Raw genomic sequence first — 15,453 nt, forward strand, 5'->3', positions numbered from 1 at the left:
GGGGGGCTGGATCAGCGGCGCACCTTGCGGTTGGCGCGCAGCCACTCCTTGTTCATGGCCGTGATCGAGGGCAGCGGGATGCCCTTGGGGCAGGCCGTGGCGCATTCGCCGGTGAGGGTGCAGCCGCCGAAGCCCTCGTCGTCCATGGTGGCGACCATGTCGAGCACCCGGGTCTCCCGCTCGGGCGCGCCCTGCGGGAGCACGTTGAGGTGGTTGACCTTGGCGGAGGTGAAGAGCATCGCCGAGCCGTTCGGGCAGGCGGCGACGCAGGCGCCGCAGCCGATGCACTCGGCGTGTTCGAAGGCCGAGTCGGCGTCCGGCTTGGGCACCGGGGTGGCGTGTGCGTCGGGCGCCGTGCCGGTGGGGGCGGAGATGTACCCTCCGGCCTGGATGATCCGGTCGAAGGAGGACCGGTCGACGACGAGGTCCTTGACGACGGGGAAGGCCGAGGCGCGCCACGGTTCGACGTCGATCGTGTCCCCGTCCTCGAAGGACCGCATGTGGAGCTGGCAGGTGGTGGTCCGCTCAGGGCCGTGGGCATCCCCGTTGATGACGAGGCTGCAGGCGCCGCAGATGCCTTCGCGGCAGTCGTGGTCGAAGGCGACGGGCTCGTCCCCGCTGAGGATGAGCTCCTCGTTGAGGGTGTCGAGCATCTCCAGGAACGACATGTCCTGGGAGATGCCGTCGACTTCGTACGTGGCCATGGCGCCGGGCGCCTCGGCGTTCTGCTGGCGCCAGACGCGCAGGGTGAGCTTCATGCGTAGCTCCGCTGAGTGGGGTGGACGTACTCGAAGACGAGGTCTTCCTTGTGCAGGACGGGGGCGTCACCGGTCGCGCTGAACTCCCAGGCCGCGGCGTAGGAGAACTCCTCGTCCCGGCGGGCGGCTTCGCCGTCCGGGGTCTGCGATTCCTCGCGGAAGTGGCCGCCGCAGGATTCCGCGCGGTGCAGGGCGTCGAGGCACATGAGCTCGGCGAGCTCCAGGTAGTCGACGACGCGGTTGGCCTTCTCCAGCGACTGGTTGAACTGCTCGCCGGTGCCGGGCACCTTGATGCGGCGCCAGAACTCCTCGCGGATCCGAGGGATCCGGTCGAGGGCCTCGCGGAGCCCCTGCTCGGTGCGGGCCATCCCGCAGAACTCCCACATGAGTTCGCCGATCTCGCGGTGGAAGGAGTCCGGGGTGCGGTCCCCGTCGACGGCGAGGAGGAGGTTGAGCCTGTCCTCGGTCTCGGCGACGGCTTCGGTGACCGCCGGGTGGCCTGCGTCGATCTCCTCGGTGTGCGGGTTGCGGGCCAGGTAGTCGTTGATCGTCGACGGCAGGACAAAGTAGCCGTCGGCGAGGCCCTGCATCAGCGCGGAGGCGCCGAGGCGGTTGGCACCGTGGTCGGAGAAGTTGGCCTCACCGATGGCGAAGAGACCGGGGATCGTGGTCTGGAGGTCGTAGTCGACCCAGAGGCCGCCCATCGTGTAGTGCACGGCGGGGTAGATGCGCATCGGCGTCTCGTACGGGTTCTCCGCGGTGATCCGCGCGTACATGTCGAAGAGGTTGCCGTACTTCTCCTCGACCTTCTTCCTGCCCATGCGCGCGATGGCCTCGGCGAAGTCGAGGTAGACGCCCTGGCCGCCGGGGCCGACGCCCCTGCCCTCGTCGCAGACGTTCTTCGCGGCGCGCGAGGCGATGTCGCGGGGCACGAGGTTGCCGAAGGCGGGGTAGATGCGCTCCAGGTAGTAGTCCCGCTCGTCCTCCGGGATCCGGTTGGCGGGGCGGTCGTCGCCCTTGGCCTTCGGGACCCAGATGCGTCCGTCGTTGCGCAGCGATTCGCTCATCAGCGTCAGCTTCGACTGGTGGTCGCCGGTGCGCGGGATGCACGTGGGGTGGATCTGGGTGAAGCACGGGTTCGCGAAGTAGGCGCCCCTGCGGTGGGCGCGCCAGATCGCGGTGGCGTTGGAGTTCATGGCGTTCGTCGACAGGTAGAAGACGTTGCCGTAACCGCCCGTGGCCAGGACGACGGCATCGGCGAAGTACGTGTCGGTCTTACCGGTGACGAGATCGCGGGCGACGATGCCACGGGCCTTGCCGTCGACGACGATCAGGTCGAGCATCTCGGTGCGGGCGTGCAGTTCCACGTTGCCGGCGGCGATCTGGCGGGACAGCGCCTGGTAGGCGCCGAGGAGCAGTTGCTGCCCCGTCTGGCCCCGGGCGTAGAAGGTGCGGGAGACCTGCACGCCGCCGAAGGAGCGGTTGTCGAGGAGGCCGCCGTACTCGCGGGCGAAGGGGACACCCTGGGCGACGCACTGGTCGATGATCTCCACGGAGATCTCGGCCAGCCGGTGGACGTTGGACTCGCGGGCGCGGAAGTCGCCGCCCTTGACCGTGTCGTAGAAGAGGCGGTGCACCGAGTCGCCGTCGTTGCGGTAGTTCTTGGCCGCGTTGATGCCGCCCTGTGCCGCGACGGAGTGGGCGCGCCTGGGTGAGTCCTGGAAGCAGAACTGGACGACGTGGTAGCCCTGTTCCGCGAGCGTCGCACCTGCCGAGCCTCCGGCCAGGCCGGTCCCGACGACGATCACGGTGTGCTTGCGGCGGTTGGCCGGGTTGACGAGCTTCGCCTGGAAGCGGCGGGTGTCCCACCGCTCGGCGACCGGTCCCGTGGGCGCCTTGGCGTCGACGAGGGGTTCGCCGGTGCGGTAGTTCGTGTAGTCGCTCATGTCAGCTCACCACTCCGGTCATCACGGCGACGGGCACGGAGACGAAGCCGGCCGTCAGCACCACTGCGAGGACATTGGCGAGCGTCTTCAGGACGCGGTCCCGGGTCGCGCTGCCCACGCCCAGAGTCTGCGCCGCACTCCAGAAACCGTGCTGGACGTGCAGTCCCAGGGCGAGCACGGCAACGATGTAGATGACGTTGCCGTACCAGGTCGAGAAGGTGTCGAGCACGTTCTGGTAGGGGTGTCCGGACTGGAATCCGCCGGTGTGCACGGTGCCGGTCGTGAGGTCCAGGATGTGCCAGACGATGAACAGCGCGAGGATGATGCCGCCGTAGCGCATGGTGCGTGTGGCGTAGCTCGAACGCGCCTTCTTGTGGACGTACGCCGTGGGGCGCGCCCTGAGGTCACGGCGGCTCAGCTGGTACGCGGATACGGCGTGCAGGACCACGGCCGCGACGAGCACCACACGGACGATCCACAGCGCCCACTCGTAGTGCAGGAAGGGCTCGCCGAGGGTCCGGAGCCAGTGCGCGTAGTGGTTGAACTCGTCGGATCCGAAGAAGATCTTCAGGTTGCCCAGCATGTGGACCGCCAGGTAGCCCAGCATGATCAGGCCACTCACAGCCATGATCGTCTTCTTGCCGACGGACGAGTCCCAGAGCGTACGCGTCATGGACGGCCGTCGGTCCGCCCGCGTTGCCAATGCCATGGACACGACGCTAGAGGCGAGGGGCATCATCAGTCCAAGACATGAAACCAGTCATCTCCATAGGCAAGGGCTATGCAGGTGGTTATCCTCGAACGTATGCACTTCCAGCAGCTCGCCTACTTCGTGGCCGTGGCCGAGGCCAGGCACTTCACCCGGGCCGCCGAGGAGGTGCACGTGTCGCAGCCCTCGCTCTCCCAGCAGATCAAGGCCCTGGAGAACGAGCTGGGCGCCGAGCTGTTCAGCCGGGCACGGGGCAACATCGCGCTGACCGACGCGGGCGAGGCACTCCTGCCGCTCGCCCGCAGGATCCTGGCGGACGCGGACACCGCGCGCCACGAGGTGCAGGAGCTGGTGCAGCTGCGGCGGGGGCGGATCAGGCTCGGAGCCACGCCGAGTGTCTGCACCGGCCTGCTGCCCGAGGTGCTGCGCGCCTTCCACAACGCGCATCCGGGGATCCAGCTCCTGATCGAGGAGGGCGGCTCCCACGATCTCGTACGGCAGCTGGCCCGGGGCGCTCTGGATCTCGCGCTGCTCGTGCTGCCTCTGCCGGCCGCCTCCCCCGCGCTCACCACGGTGGAGCTCTTGCACGAGGACCTGGTGGTGGTGTCGTCGGCATCCCGGCCCGCGCCCGGGCGGCAGGGCTCCCTGTGCGTCGCCGATCTGGAGAACGAGCCACTGGTGATGTTCCGGCACGGTTACGACCTGCGGGAGCTGACCGTCGCCGCATGCCGGGCCGAGGGCTTCGAACCGTCCTTCACGGTGGAAGGCGGCGAGATGGACGCCGTGCTCGGCTTCGTCCGGGCGGGGCTCGGCATCGCTGTGGTCCCCCACATGGTCGCCGTTCGGGTAGGCCAGGGTCTCCGGACGACACCGCTGGCCCCGCCGGGCCTGCGGCGCACGATCGCACTGGCGCACCGCAGCGACGTCGAGCCGCCACGGGCGGCGCGCGAACTGCAGCGCATGCTGCTGGGGGCGGGGCCGCCCGCCGTGCCCCCGGCCGCCGGCGGGCAGGGCCCGGCCGGCGGCTGAGGGCGCTCCTCAGACCGCGTCCGCCAGCAGCAGCGAGTGGATCCGGTCCGGGGCTCCCGGACGCGCGTAGTACCAGCCCTGAGCTGTGTCGCAGCCGAGCTGCCGCAACTGCTCGGCCTGGGCACCGGTCTCGACCCCCTCCACCGTGACCGCGAGGTCCAGGCTGTGCGCGAGCGAGACGATGCCCTCGACGATCTTGAGATCTACGGGATCGGCCGGGTGGTGCTGCATGCCCTGGGTGAAGGAACGGTCCAGCTTGAGCACGCTCACCGGGAGACGGCGCAGGTTCGCCAGGTTCGAGTAGCCGGTGCCGAAGTCGTCGAGCGCGATGTCGACACCCATCTCCGCCAGCTGACGCAGTGGCTTGAGCAGATCGTCGTCCGCTCCGATCAGCGCGGACTCGGTGACCTCCAGGCAGAGGGCTCCGGGCTCCAGACCCGAGCGCTCCAGCACGTCGACGGTCTCGGCTACCAGCCTCGGGTGGTGCAACTGGGTCGGAGAGAGGTTGACGTTGATGCGCAGAGGGCCGCCGTCGGTGTGGCGTTCCTGCCAGAAGTTCGCCTGTCTGACGGACTCCTCCAGGACCCAGCGGCCGAGCGGCACGATCAGACCGGTGTGTTCGGCGAGCGGGATGAAGCGGTCCGGGCCGAGCACTCCGTGCTGCGGATGGCACCAGCGCACCAGCGCCTCGGCGCCGTGCACACTGCCGTCCCCGAGGTGCACCAGCGGCTGGTACTCGATGAAGAACTCACCGCGGTCCAGCGCCGTGGGCAACGCCGTGGTCAGCCCGTGGCGGGTGATGGCGCGGGCGTCGGCCTCGGCGTCGGCGAGAGCGAAACGGTTCCCGCCCGCCGCCTTGGCCCGGTACATCGTGATGTCGGCGCTGCGGAGCACCTCGGCCGCGGTCCGTTCGCCCGACGGGCCTTCGACGAGGCCGATGGATCCGCGTACGGTCAGCTCCCGGCCGTCGAGACGGATGGGCGTCGCCAGAGCCGAGAGGATGCGTCCCGCGAGCTCGTGGACCTCGTCCTGGGTACGCGGTCCGGTCGTGAGGGCCACGAACTCGTCACCACCGAGCCTCGCGACCATTTCGCCGGGGGCGGTCGCACAGCTCTGCAGCCGGTCGGCGACCTCGACCAGGAGCCGGTCCCCCGCCGCGTGGCCCAGGCTGTCGTTGATCGCCTTGAAGCCGTCCAGGTCGAGATAACAGAGCCCGAAGCGCATGCCCTCCCTGGGTGCGAGAGCCTTCTCCAGACGCTCGAAGAACAGCGTCCTGTTGGGCAGGCCGGTGAGCGCGTCGTGGGTGGCCTCGTAGCGCAGCCGCAGATTGAGCAGCCGCCGCTCGGTGGTGTCCTCCAGGAGGGCCAGCTGGTACTCGGGCCGCCCCTCCGAGTCCCGCAGCAGTGACACGGTGAGGTTGGTCCACAGCACGGTGCCGTCGTTGCGGTAGTACGGCTTCTCGACGCTGTAGTGCTCCCGCTCACCACGCACCAGCTCTTCGTAGTACTTCCATACGTACGGCGAGTCCTCGGGGTGCACCCACTCGTTCACCTTGTGGCTGCGGACGTGGTTCTCCAGACCGCCGAACATCCGGGTGAGGGTGTCGTTGATCTCCAGGATGTTCCCGTCGAGGTCGGCGATGCCGATCCCGACGGCGGCGTCCTTGAACACGGCGCGGAAGCGTGCCTCGGTCGCGTGGAGCGCCTGCTCGGCATGTGAGCGGGCGGTGAGGGCGGAGCGGGCGATCGCCTCCTGCTCGGCGAGTGTCCGTTCACGCAGCGCCTGGCTGAACCCGCCGGCGAGCGCGTGCTGGATCCGCGCACACCGGGCCCGGCTGTCCTCCGTCGACAGCTCCACCGGCCCGTTGCCACCGCAGTAGAGGACCAGGTAGGAGTCGACGACGCCGAGCGTCGAGCTCAGGGCGTCAGGATCCGTGCAGTGCGCGGCGACCAGTGCGGCCCCCACGCCGTGCGCGGGCGACGCGTCGAAGACCCGTTGGTGCAGTATCTCGTTGAGCTCCCGCGCGAGCGGCAGCAGGTGTTCCTCGAACTCCGGCCGGGTCATGGAGGTGGCTGTGGACGGAAAGATCGCCCTGCTCCAGATGGTGGCGAATCTTCGGAGCCGGCCCTCGGGACCGTCGGGTTCCGCGTCCGGCGCGCCGGACGACTGGGCGGGAATGCTCACGCCTTGCGCCCAACCCCGGCGAAGCCCGAGTAGGTGAACGGGTCTTCCTGTGCGAGCGCTTCGGGGGACTCGGGCCGCCATTCGGGCATGGCGACGAGCCCGGGCTCGACCATCTCGAATCCCTCGAAGAAGCGGCTGATCTCCGTGCGCGAACGCATGATCAGCGGATTGCGGATGGTGCGGTAGACGCCGACCGTACCGCCGGCCTCCTCCTGACTGAGCGGAATTCCCTCGTACGAGGCATGGGTCACGACCAGCAGGCTGCCCGGAGCCAGGGCGTCGCGGAGCTCGGCGACCGCCGCGTACGGATCGTCCGCGTCCTCGAGGAAGTGGAGCACCGCCACCAGGAGGAGCGCCACCGGCTTGTCCAGGTCGAGGAGGCCGGTGATCTCCGGGTGCGCCAGGATCTCCTGGGGCTTGCGAAGGTCAGCGGCGGCGATGACGGCCCGCTCGTTGCCCTCGAGCACCGCCTGACTGTGTGCGACCGCGACGGAGTCGTGGTCGACGTAGGCGACGCGGGCCTCGGGGTCGGCCGCCTGGGCGACTTCATGAACATTGCCGAAGGTCGGTATACCGGAACCTATGTCCAGGAACTGAGTGACGCCCGATGTGGTGGCGTAGTGCACGGCCCGCCGCATAAAGGCGCGATTCGCCTGCATGACCTTGGGCAGGCCCGGCATGAACTCCATGGCCTTGCGGGCCGCTTCCCTGTCCACCTCGAAATTGTGCGAACCGCCCAGATAGAAGTCGTACATGCGAGACACGCTCGGCACCGAGATGTCAATGCCTTGCGGTGCCCAGGCGGGACGCTCCATCGATGTCTCCAACAAGTCGCCACGGCGATCCGGCCATGTTCATGGTCAGTGTTGACCAGAGGCTACTGATCGACCGCCAAGAGGGCGAGTGGAAACGGAAATTAGAGATCCGTTATTGGTCACACACCGGAGGCATGTGCGGCCGGCCCGTCGCTGCGTGTACGCATTCGACGACGGACCGGTACCGCCGGGCGTCTCCTGAGGGCTACTTGGGGGCTCCGACGAGTTTCGCGTCGGGCGACACTGCGTACCATGTGCCGCCGACACCCTGCCCGTTGGTGTCACCCGGCTCCGCGTCACCCGAGAAGGTGTAGAGGGGCCAGCAGTCGAGCGACTGCTGCTGGATGCCGTCCGGACGGTCGAAGGTGGCATACCCCTTCGTGGTGACACCTTCGACGTCGTTCTTCGGCACGGGACCGACGACCGGCCATTTCTCGAGGCAGTCGCCCGTGCACGCGGACTTCATCGGCCAGGCCGAGTCCTTCTTGAAGCGGTAGACCGTCATGCCACGCCGGTCGACGACGATGTCTCCGAGTTCCGGATCCTTACGGACAGAGAGTCCGGCGAGTCCGGCCTCCGGCCCACCGACGGGCCCGTCCGCGTTCACCGCCGCCTTCTTTCCGTCCGGAGCGGCGGCGAACCACGTCCCTCCGACCCCCTGCCCGTTGGCGTCACCGGGCCCGGTGTCCTCGGCATAGCGGTACATCGGCCAGCCCGCCACGGTCAGCTGCTTGGTTCCGTCGGTCCTCGTGACCTCACCGATCAGTGACGCGTCGGCCCCGGCGGCGGCCTTGGCGTTCTGCGCGGGCACCGCAGGCCATGCCTTCGCACAGTCGCCCTCGCAATTCGACGCGGGCGGTTCCGCGGTGTCCTTGTCGAACCGGTAGAGCGTGAAGCCCTCGCTGTCGGTCAGCACCTTGCCCAGCTTCTTGCTGTCCCACACGGCGAGCTGTCCGGCCCCCTTCGGCGCCTCACCTGCGGCCGCGTCGGAGCCGTAGCCACTGCCCGAGCCGTAACCGCCCTCGGCCGGCTGCTGTGCGGGAGCCGCGTTTCCCACGGCCTGGCCGTTGGGGGACACGGTGCCCTTCTCCTGACCGCACGCCGTCGTCAGCGCCAACAGGGCCACCGCCGTCACCGTGAGCGAGGCGTTCCGCCAGGTATTCATGTCGACTCCCGTTGTCCTTCTGCCGTCCGGGACGCGAGTGCGCGTCTTTCGTGGCCCTAGGTACGGCCGGCCCGGGGCCCGGTGTTCAACAGCGCCCGAAAAAGTTTCGACGGGCGCAAACGCGAATCGCCGAATGTCCGCTCCATCGGGCGAATCAAGTCCAAGCTCCGCGTGTCCGACGGCTGCGGGGACCATGCTCCCCGCCGTGTACGGATCACGCATATGGCGGCTGACCGCCGCCACCCTGCTTCTGCTGCTCGCCGTGCCGCTGCCTGCGGCCGGTGACGACTGCGCGGTCGCCTCCATCGGGCAGGGGGGCGGCGGCTCGTCCGTCGCCGTGGCAGGCGAAGGGAGGTGCGGGGCGGTCATCACCGAACCCGAACCCGAACCCGAACCCGAGCCCGAACCTGCGCCACCGCCACCGCCGCCTCCACCTCCACCGCCTCCACCGCCCCCGCCGCCACCACCGCCGCCTCCGCCACCCCCTCCTCCCCCACCTCCACCGCCTGCCCCCGCACCACCGGAACCGGAACCGGAACCCGCGCCACTACCGCCCACCGTGGGCCCCACGCCACCCGCCCCGTCGACCGTCGCCCTTCCCACTTACAGGAAACCGCCCCGCAAGACAGCCCGGACCGGGCCGTCACTGGTCTCGCTCACCCTCGTGATCACCGCACCCGCGGTTTTCGCCGTGGCTGTGCTGCGGCCCCGCTCGTCCCGCTGACCGAAGAAGGGGTACCCATGTCGGAATGGCTTGTTCTGACCATTGCGATGGCGTCGGCATGTGCTGTCGTCCTGACCATCGCCGTTCTCAGCAACCGCCGCCTCGCCGATGACGACGATCCGTCCGAGACGCCCGACGTCATCGAGTACATGACGATGATGATCGGCGTGGTCTACGCGATCGTGCTCGGCCTGGCCATCGCGGGCGTCTGGGAGGGCCGTAGCGCCGCCCAGGAATCGGTACGCCTGGAGGCACAGGCACTGCACGAGGTGAGCGCGCGGTCGGCCGTCTACCCGGCCGAGGTCCGCGACCGCATCCGCACCGACGTCGAGGCCTACGTGGCTCATGTCATCGGCGACGAATGGAGGTCGATGACGGACCACGGGAGCCTCACCGAGGAGGGCACCAGACTCCTCGACCGCGTCCGGGCCGACGTGACGGAGTACAAGCCACGGACGGACCACGAAGGGCAGGCGTACCAGCCGCTGGTGGACCAGGTGGCCGCCGTCGACGACGCGCGGGGGGCCCGGGGGCAGAACGCGGGCGCGACCATGCCGGGAGTGGTCTGGTTCGGCCTGATCACCGGGGCCGTGGTCACCGTCGGGCTGATCTTCACGCTGCAGATCCGGAGAACGTTCCGTGAACTGCTGCTGGCCGGTCTTTTCAGCGTGCTGATCGCGTTCCTGCTGTTCCTCATCTGGGATTTCGACGCACCCTTCGGCCGGGGTATCTCGGCGACCACGGCTCCCTTCGTCGACCTGTTCCCTCACGCCGCGGAGCGGTAGGAGCGCGCCCGCCCGACGCTTGCTCCCCCGGCTGCGCCCCCTGCCGGTCGGGGGACAAGACTGCCCCATTCGCCTGACACCGATCGCGGGTGATATGCGGTACTTCTAGCGTTTCGGGCATCGAGGGGCAGGTCTCCTGTCTCGCGGAAACCCGTTCCGCGGCTGCTCCTCGGGACCCGGAGGATTCACCATGCGCGCGATACGTGTCGCACCCGTCGCCCTGCTGGGCGCCGCCGCCTGCCTATGGACGGCACCGGCCGCATCGGCCGATGTCTTCAACGGCGGCACGTCCACATCGTTCACCCCGACCATCACTCCGTCGACGGTCGCGCCGGGGGGCCGGGTCACTCTCGGCGCCATGGGGTGCACCAGTGACGCGACCGCGTTCTCGGGCGTGTTCGACACCACCACCATCCCGAGCGGAAGGTCGGCCACGGCCACGGTCGACCGCGACGCGAGGCGGGGCGCGGTCTACGAGGTGACCTTCCGCTGCGGCACCACCACGCGGTCGGCCGACCTGACCATCACGAGCGCTGCCACCAGCTCCCCCACGACCACTCCCACCACGGCCCCCACAACCAGCTCCACCGCCACTCCCAGTGGCGTCCTGGGCGGCCTCGGCGGCAGCGTCGACACGATGGACCCCGCGGAGATCGCGGCCGGTTCCGCACTCGTGGCGGCCGCTTCGGCCGGCGCCTTCTATGTTCTGCGCAAGCGTCGCACCAGCCGTCAGCACTGACGGCCGGGCACCGCGTACAAGCGCACGACAGTCGCCCCGGGTCCTGATCGCAGGACTCGGGGCGACGGGCGTATCGGGCCGGGCGGGAGGTTCGACGCGTCAGACCGCCGCATTGCTCATCCGGCGACGGACGACGAAGACGGCGCCGCCGACGGCAGCCGCCGCGGCAAGACCGCCGCCGACCTGCATCTCGACCGAGCTGGGGCCCATCGAGCCGCCGAGGCCGCCCTGCGCGCCCCGCGACGGCAGCACGGTGAAGCGCGCGGTCGCCACCCGGTCGCCGTTGCCGCCCTGGCCGCCGTTGCCGCCCTGGCCGCCGTTGCCGCCCTGGCCGCCGTTGCCACCCTGGCCGCCGTTGCCACCCTGGCCGCCGTTGCCGCCCTGGCCGCCGTTGCCACCATCAGCACCCTGACCGCGGTCACCTCCGTTGCCGCCCTGGCCGCCGTTGCCGCCGTGGCCGTTGTCACCTCCGTTGCCGCCGCCGAAGTTGTTGTTGCTGTCGTTGCACCTCACGGACAGGCTGTACTGGCCTGGCGTCGCGTTGTCCCGGATGCGCGCCGTGGCGTAGCCGACCCGGCCCGGCGAGAGGTTCACCGTCGGGAACGCGTTCGACCACACCCTGCCGCCGGACCGGCCGCAGCCCTCCGCGCTGACCTGCATCGTGGCGCCCTGGTGGACCGAGGACGGATTGACGGTGACATTGGTCGGAAAGTTGCTCGGGGTGCTGCCCGGGCCGCCACCGGCGGCGGCCAGCGGGGCGGCGAGCCCGACCGCGGCGAATGCGGTCGCGGTCACCGCGAGAGCGCGTGAAGCACGCATCTTCGAACCTCCAGCGGGAAGCGCCCCGGAGTCACGTCCTCCGGGATCTGTCGACACATACGCATCCCATGACGAACCCTCACCAAATACCTCACATGTCGCACTTCGGCACTGCTCCACCCCGGTGAGCCGACACGCCGCGGCCGGCCTCAGAAACCTGACGGAGCCGCAGGTCACGAACCGTCAGAATTTTTATCCGCTGATTACTCCGAAGAGCAGGGGCGTGACGCCGGCGCCCGGTCGGCCGCCACCCGTTCGCCCTTCCCTGATCGCCGACTTGCGGACCCGCGCCTAGCGTGGCGGTGTCGCGACGAAGGGAGAACCATGGGCCGGGACCAGTGGGGCACCGAGCGGAGCAGACGCACACCGTGGGGCGCGATCGCCCTGGTGATGCTGACCGGACTCGCTCTGATGCGCAACGGCGCGGAGACGTCCCCCGGTCCGCCGCAGCCCGCCGCCGCGGCATCGGTCACAGGCCCCCGGGACGCCGCGCTTTCCGTACCGGCCGACGGCGAGCCCGTACAGCCACTCGCGTACGCCCCCGCCGCACGCATCCGAATTCCTTCGATCCAGGTCGACGCGCCTGTCGTCGATGTGAATCTGGACCCGGCCGGCTGGATCGAGGCCCCGCCCGCCCAGGACCCGAACCTCGCCGGCTGGTACCAGAACGGCATCGCGCCGGGTCAGCGCGGCACCGCCGTGATGGTCGGCCACGTGGACAACCTCGCGGGCCCGGCGGTCTTCTACGGACTGGGCTCCCTCAGCAAGGGCCAGCAGGTCGAGGTGGACCGCTACGACAACCGGGTCGCGGTGTTCGAGATCTACGGCGTCGAAGTCTTCTCCAAGAACGACTTCCCCGGAGCCCGGGTGTACGGCGACACCGGGTATGCCGAACTCCGGGTCATCACCTGCGGCGGAGGCTATTCGAAGGCCGACGGGTACGACGGGAACGTGGTGGTCTTCGCGCGGCTGATCGAGACGCGATAGCCAGGAACCGACAGCCTGCGCGCGCGTCCTCAGCTGCGGTACGGGACGGTCGGCCGGTATCCCCTCCCGATGAGCCCGGGCAGGTACCGACGAAGGGCCGCAACGCTCTGGGACCTGTTCCCGCCGGCGTCGTGCGACAGCACCACGGCGCCGGGTGCCGCACCGTTCTCGACCCGGCGGACGATGGTGTCGGTGCCCGGCGAGGTCCAGTCCAGCGTGTCGACGGTCCAGGCCATGGGTTCCATGCCCAGCGAGGCGCCGATCTCGAAGGAATTGCGGTTCCAGGCTCCGTACGGGGCCCGGTACCAGAGCGGCGGGGCCCCGAGCGTCTTCTCGATCACCTCGCTGGTGCGGCCCAGTTCGTCGCGGATCGCGCCTCGGGAGAGCCCCGGGATCAGGGGGTGCGACCAGGAGTGGTTGCCGACCGGATGCCCGTCGTCGGCCATCTCGCGCAGCAGGTCAGGGTGCTCGGCCGCCATCTCGCCGCAGACGAAGAACATCGCGCGGGCGCCGTATCTGCGCAGCGTGGCCAGGATGTCCGGGGTGTACCGCGGGTCGGGCCCGTCGTCGAAGGTGAGCACCAGGGCGTCGTCGCCCAGTTCGGGCAGTTCCTCGAACGGCCGGGTACGGACGGGCGGCGCGGCGGGCCGGAAGCGGGGCGGTGTGGTGGAGGTCATCGGGCGCAGCCGGTAGGCCCCGGGTCTCGCCCGGGCCTCCGCCGGGGGCCCCGCGGCCGGAGCCGGTGGCTCGCCGCCCGGCCGGGCAGGGGTCCCGGCCGGATCGGCCGAAACCAGGTGCACCACCGTGGCGGCCCCCAGCGCGAGGGCGAGGCGCAGCACGGTGCGCCGTTCCGCTGCAATCTGATCATGCTTCATGACCAACTGCTCGCACGGACTTACGCCCGTGCCCGCCGCCGACACCGGACACGGGGTGTTTTGCACCCGATGGATGGAGCCTCGGGGTACCGCGCGGGGATGTCCCGGTCCCGGGGAGGTCCCCGGGGCGCCGCCGGCGGGAGCAGCTACCCTCAGGGCCGTGACAGAGCAGCGACACGACCGGTTCGAGCGCGGCACGGACGGCCCCAAGGTGATCGTCGCGGGCATCGACGGATCCGAGTCCTCGATGCGGGCCGCGGCGTATGCGGCGGGCCTCGCCCGCCGGCAGAACGCGATGCTCGCCCTCGTCTACGTCCAGCCGCTGATGACCGCGGGCGCCGCCCTCGGTGCGCCGGTCGCGGACACGACCGAGGAGGTCGCCGAGGGGCTGGTGCACGAGATCAGGACGGCGGCGGAACGGCTCAAGGACATATGGAACGTCCGGTGGGAGTTCCACACCTTCCGCGGCGACCCGTACAACGGACTCGTGACGGCGGCCGACGACCTGAAGGCGGACGCCGTGGTCGTCGGGGCGTCGGAGTCCGCCGGGCACCGCTTCATCGGCTCGGTGGCGGTCCGGCTCGTGAAGGCCGGGCGCTGGCCGGTCACCGTCGTACCGTGACGCGACGGCCGTCGCCGGGCGTCACTTCCCGGCGACGAGACCGTCCTGGGCCGCGCCACGGCTGAGGACGACGCCCTGGATGCGGTCGCGGATCTCCCGCAGACGGCCCCGGGCCGGAGCGGACGCCCCGTGGTCCAGGCCGACGACGCGCCCCGCCTCCGGGTCGAACCACTGCGGGATGAACTCGGCCTTCCTGACGGCCCATCGCTGACCGGGCTTCGCCGGCGGCCCGAAGGTGAAGCGGCCCATCGAGCTCTCGTTGGCGCGCGGGTCCTGGACCCCCTCGTGGTTGACCATGGCCCCGGCTACCTGGTCCCCCATGCCGTACACGATCCAGGTTCCGTTGACCTTCTCGTACGCCTGCGGGACATGGGCGTGGGTGCCGAGGATGAGGTCGATGTCGGGGCGCCCACCGCTGGCGGAGGCCGTGAGTTCGCGGCCCAGCCCGAGCTGGACGTCGTCGGGGGTTTCCTGCCACTCGGTGCCCCAGTGCAGGGAGACGACGACCACGTCGGCGCCCGTCCTGCGGGCCGCCCGGGCGTCCGCGACGATCCGGTCCTTCTCGATCAGGTTGACGGCCCAGGGCTGCCCGGCGGGCAGGGGGATGTCGTTGGTGCCGTAGGTGTAGGCGAGGTGGGCGACCTTTGCCGCGTTCTTGCCCTTGCCGGCCGTGAGCAGGGCCGGGCGGGACGCCTCGTCGGCCGAGCGTGCGGACCCGGCGTGGGCGACTCCCGCACGGTCCAGGGCGTCGAGTGTGCGTCCCACTCCCTGGGCTCCGTCGTCCAGGGTGTGGTTGGAGGCGGTGGAGCAGGAGTCGAAACCGGTGGCGCGCAACGCGGTCGCCACCTCGGGCGGCGACTTGAAGGACGGATAGCCGGTGTAGGGGCCGCCGTTCTGGCCGTACACCGTCTCCATGTGGCAGATGGCCAGATCCGCACCGGTCACCGTGGCAGCGGCGCCCTTGAGCATCGGGCGGAAGTCGTAGCCTCTGCCTCCCGCGTCGGCGGCAGCCCTGTCGATGATCGAGGAGTGAGGCAGGATGTCGCCCGAGGCCAGCAGCGTGAAGGTCCGCGAGCCCTCCGCGCCTTCGGCGCCGGCTCCGCTCACACCCCGCTCGGCGGAGAGGTGCCGCCCGGCGAATCCGGGGGGCGGCGACTGCTGGCCGGTACAGGCTGTTGCGGTGGCGAGCAGACCGGCGACGGCGACGGCCGCGCCCTGTCGGATGCGCTTCGTCATCTGCGCGACTCCCAGTTCGGATGATTTCGGCCATCTGAATACACATATATTCATACCGGT

14 protein-coding genes are annotated in these 15,453 nt (G+C 70.0%); 5 read left to right on the forward strand and 9 right to left on the reverse strand.

Annotated features, from left to right (window positions below; all coding sequences use genetic code 11):
• Positions 1-11: 11 nt before the first annotated feature.
• The 3 genes from OO67_RS22270 to OO67_RS22280 are packed head-to-tail and all read right to left on the reverse strand — an operon-like array spanning position 12 to position 3,413.
• Complete coding sequence (locus OO67_RS22270; RefSeq protein WP_033302882.1) at positions 12-758, reverse strand: succinate dehydrogenase/fumarate reductase iron-sulfur subunit; 747 nt, start codon at positions 756-758, stop codon at positions 12-14.
• A complete protein-coding gene (locus OO67_RS22275) occupies positions 755-2,704 on the reverse strand; it encodes a fumarate reductase/succinate dehydrogenase flavoprotein subunit (RefSeq protein WP_033302883.1) in 1,950 nt (649 codons plus the stop codon). The genes OO67_RS22270 and OO67_RS22275 overlap by 4 nt, the downstream gene beginning before the upstream one ends.
• A gap of 1 nt (position 2,705) precedes the next feature.
• Positions 2,706-3,413, reverse strand: a complete 708-nt coding sequence (locus OO67_RS22280) for a succinate dehydrogenase (protein ID WP_078598164.1) — start codon at positions 3,411-3,413, stop codon at positions 2,706-2,708.
• 96 nt (positions 3,414-3,509) lie between these two features.
• On the opposite strand from OO67_RS22280, the gene OO67_RS22285 reads away from it, so the two are divergent.
• Entirely contained in the window at positions 3,510-4,442 is a 933-nt protein-coding gene (locus OO67_RS22285; RefSeq protein WP_033303015.1) for a LysR family transcriptional regulator, read from the forward strand.
• Between the two features lie 9 nt (positions 4,443-4,451).
• On the opposite strand, the gene OO67_RS22290 is transcribed toward OO67_RS22285, so the two are convergent.
• The 3 genes from OO67_RS22290 to OO67_RS22300 all read right to left on the reverse strand — a co-directional run bounded on the left by OO67_RS22290 (position 4,452) and on the right by OO67_RS22300 (position 8,606).
• Entirely contained in the window at positions 4,452-6,626 is a 2,175-nt protein-coding gene (locus OO67_RS22290) for a putative bifunctional diguanylate cyclase/phosphodiesterase (RefSeq protein WP_033302885.1), read from the reverse strand.
• Entirely contained in the window at positions 6,623-7,441 is an 819-nt protein-coding gene (locus OO67_RS22295; RefSeq protein WP_078598166.1) for an SAM-dependent methyltransferase, read from the reverse strand. The genes OO67_RS22290 and OO67_RS22295 overlap by 4 nt, the downstream gene beginning before the upstream one ends.
• Positions 7,442-7,646: 205 nt before the next feature.
• Positions 7,647-8,606 (reverse strand): SCO0930 family lipoprotein, encoded by a 960-nt coding sequence (locus tag OO67_RS22300; protein WP_033302887.1) that lies wholly within the window; start codon positions 8,604-8,606, stop codon positions 7,647-7,649.
• Positions 8,607-9,347: 741 nt separating this feature from the next.
• On the opposite strand from OO67_RS22300, the gene OO67_RS22310 reads away from it, so the two are divergent.
• Both OO67_RS22310 and OO67_RS22315 read left to right on the forward strand, forming a co-directional pair.
• Entirely contained in the window at positions 9,348-10,115 is a 768-nt protein-coding gene (locus tag OO67_RS22310; RefSeq protein WP_033302890.1) for a bestrophin-like domain, read from the forward strand.
• 190 nt (positions 10,116-10,305) lie between these two features.
• Positions 10,306-10,854 carry a hypothetical protein gene (locus OO67_RS22315; RefSeq protein ID WP_033302891.1) on the forward strand — a complete coding sequence of 183 codons (549 nt, stop codon included), beginning with the start codon at positions 10,306-10,308 and terminating at the stop codon, positions 10,852-10,854.
• A 99-nt stretch (positions 10,855-10,953) separates the two neighbouring features.
• On the opposite strand, the gene OO67_RS22320 is transcribed toward OO67_RS22315, so the two are convergent.
• The gene (locus OO67_RS22320; protein ID WP_033302893.1) at positions 10,954-11,673 is read right to left on the reverse strand and encodes a hypothetical protein; all 720 of its coding nucleotides are present in this window, start codon (positions 11,671-11,673) and stop codon (positions 10,954-10,956) included.
• 324 nt (positions 11,674-11,997) lie between these two features.
• Between OO67_RS22320 and OO67_RS22325 the strand changes: the two genes are divergently transcribed.
• On the forward strand, positions 11,998-12,660 hold the full coding sequence (locus tag OO67_RS22325) for a class F sortase (RefSeq protein WP_033302895.1): 663 nt from the start codon (positions 11,998-12,000) through the stop codon (positions 12,658-12,660).
• Positions 12,661-12,689: 29 nt separating this feature from the next.
• On the opposite strand, the gene OO67_RS22330 is transcribed toward OO67_RS22325, so the two are convergent.
• Entirely contained in the window at positions 12,690-13,535 is an 846-nt protein-coding gene (locus OO67_RS22330; protein WP_033302897.1) for a polysaccharide deacetylase family protein, read from the reverse strand.
• 160 nt (positions 13,536-13,695) lie between these two features.
• Between OO67_RS22330 and OO67_RS22335 the strand changes: the two genes are divergently transcribed.
• Positions 13,696-14,157 carry a universal stress protein gene (locus tag OO67_RS22335; protein WP_033302898.1) on the forward strand — a complete coding sequence of 154 codons (462 nt, stop codon included), beginning with the start codon at positions 13,696-13,698 and terminating at the stop codon, positions 14,155-14,157.
• Between the two features lie 21 nt (positions 14,158-14,178).
• Here OO67_RS22335 and OO67_RS22340 read toward each other — a convergent pair whose 3' ends face one another.
• Positions 14,179-15,393 (reverse strand): CapA family protein, encoded by a 1,215-nt coding sequence (locus OO67_RS22340; RefSeq protein ID WP_033302899.1) that lies wholly within the window; start codon positions 15,391-15,393, stop codon positions 14,179-14,181.
• Positions 15,394-15,453: the final 60 nt, after the last annotated feature.

It is taken from the genome of Streptomyces atroolivaceus, assembly GCF_000717025.1.
GTDB classification, from domain to species: Bacteria; Actinomycetota; Actinomycetes; order Streptomycetales; family Streptomycetaceae; genus Streptomyces; species Streptomyces atroolivaceus.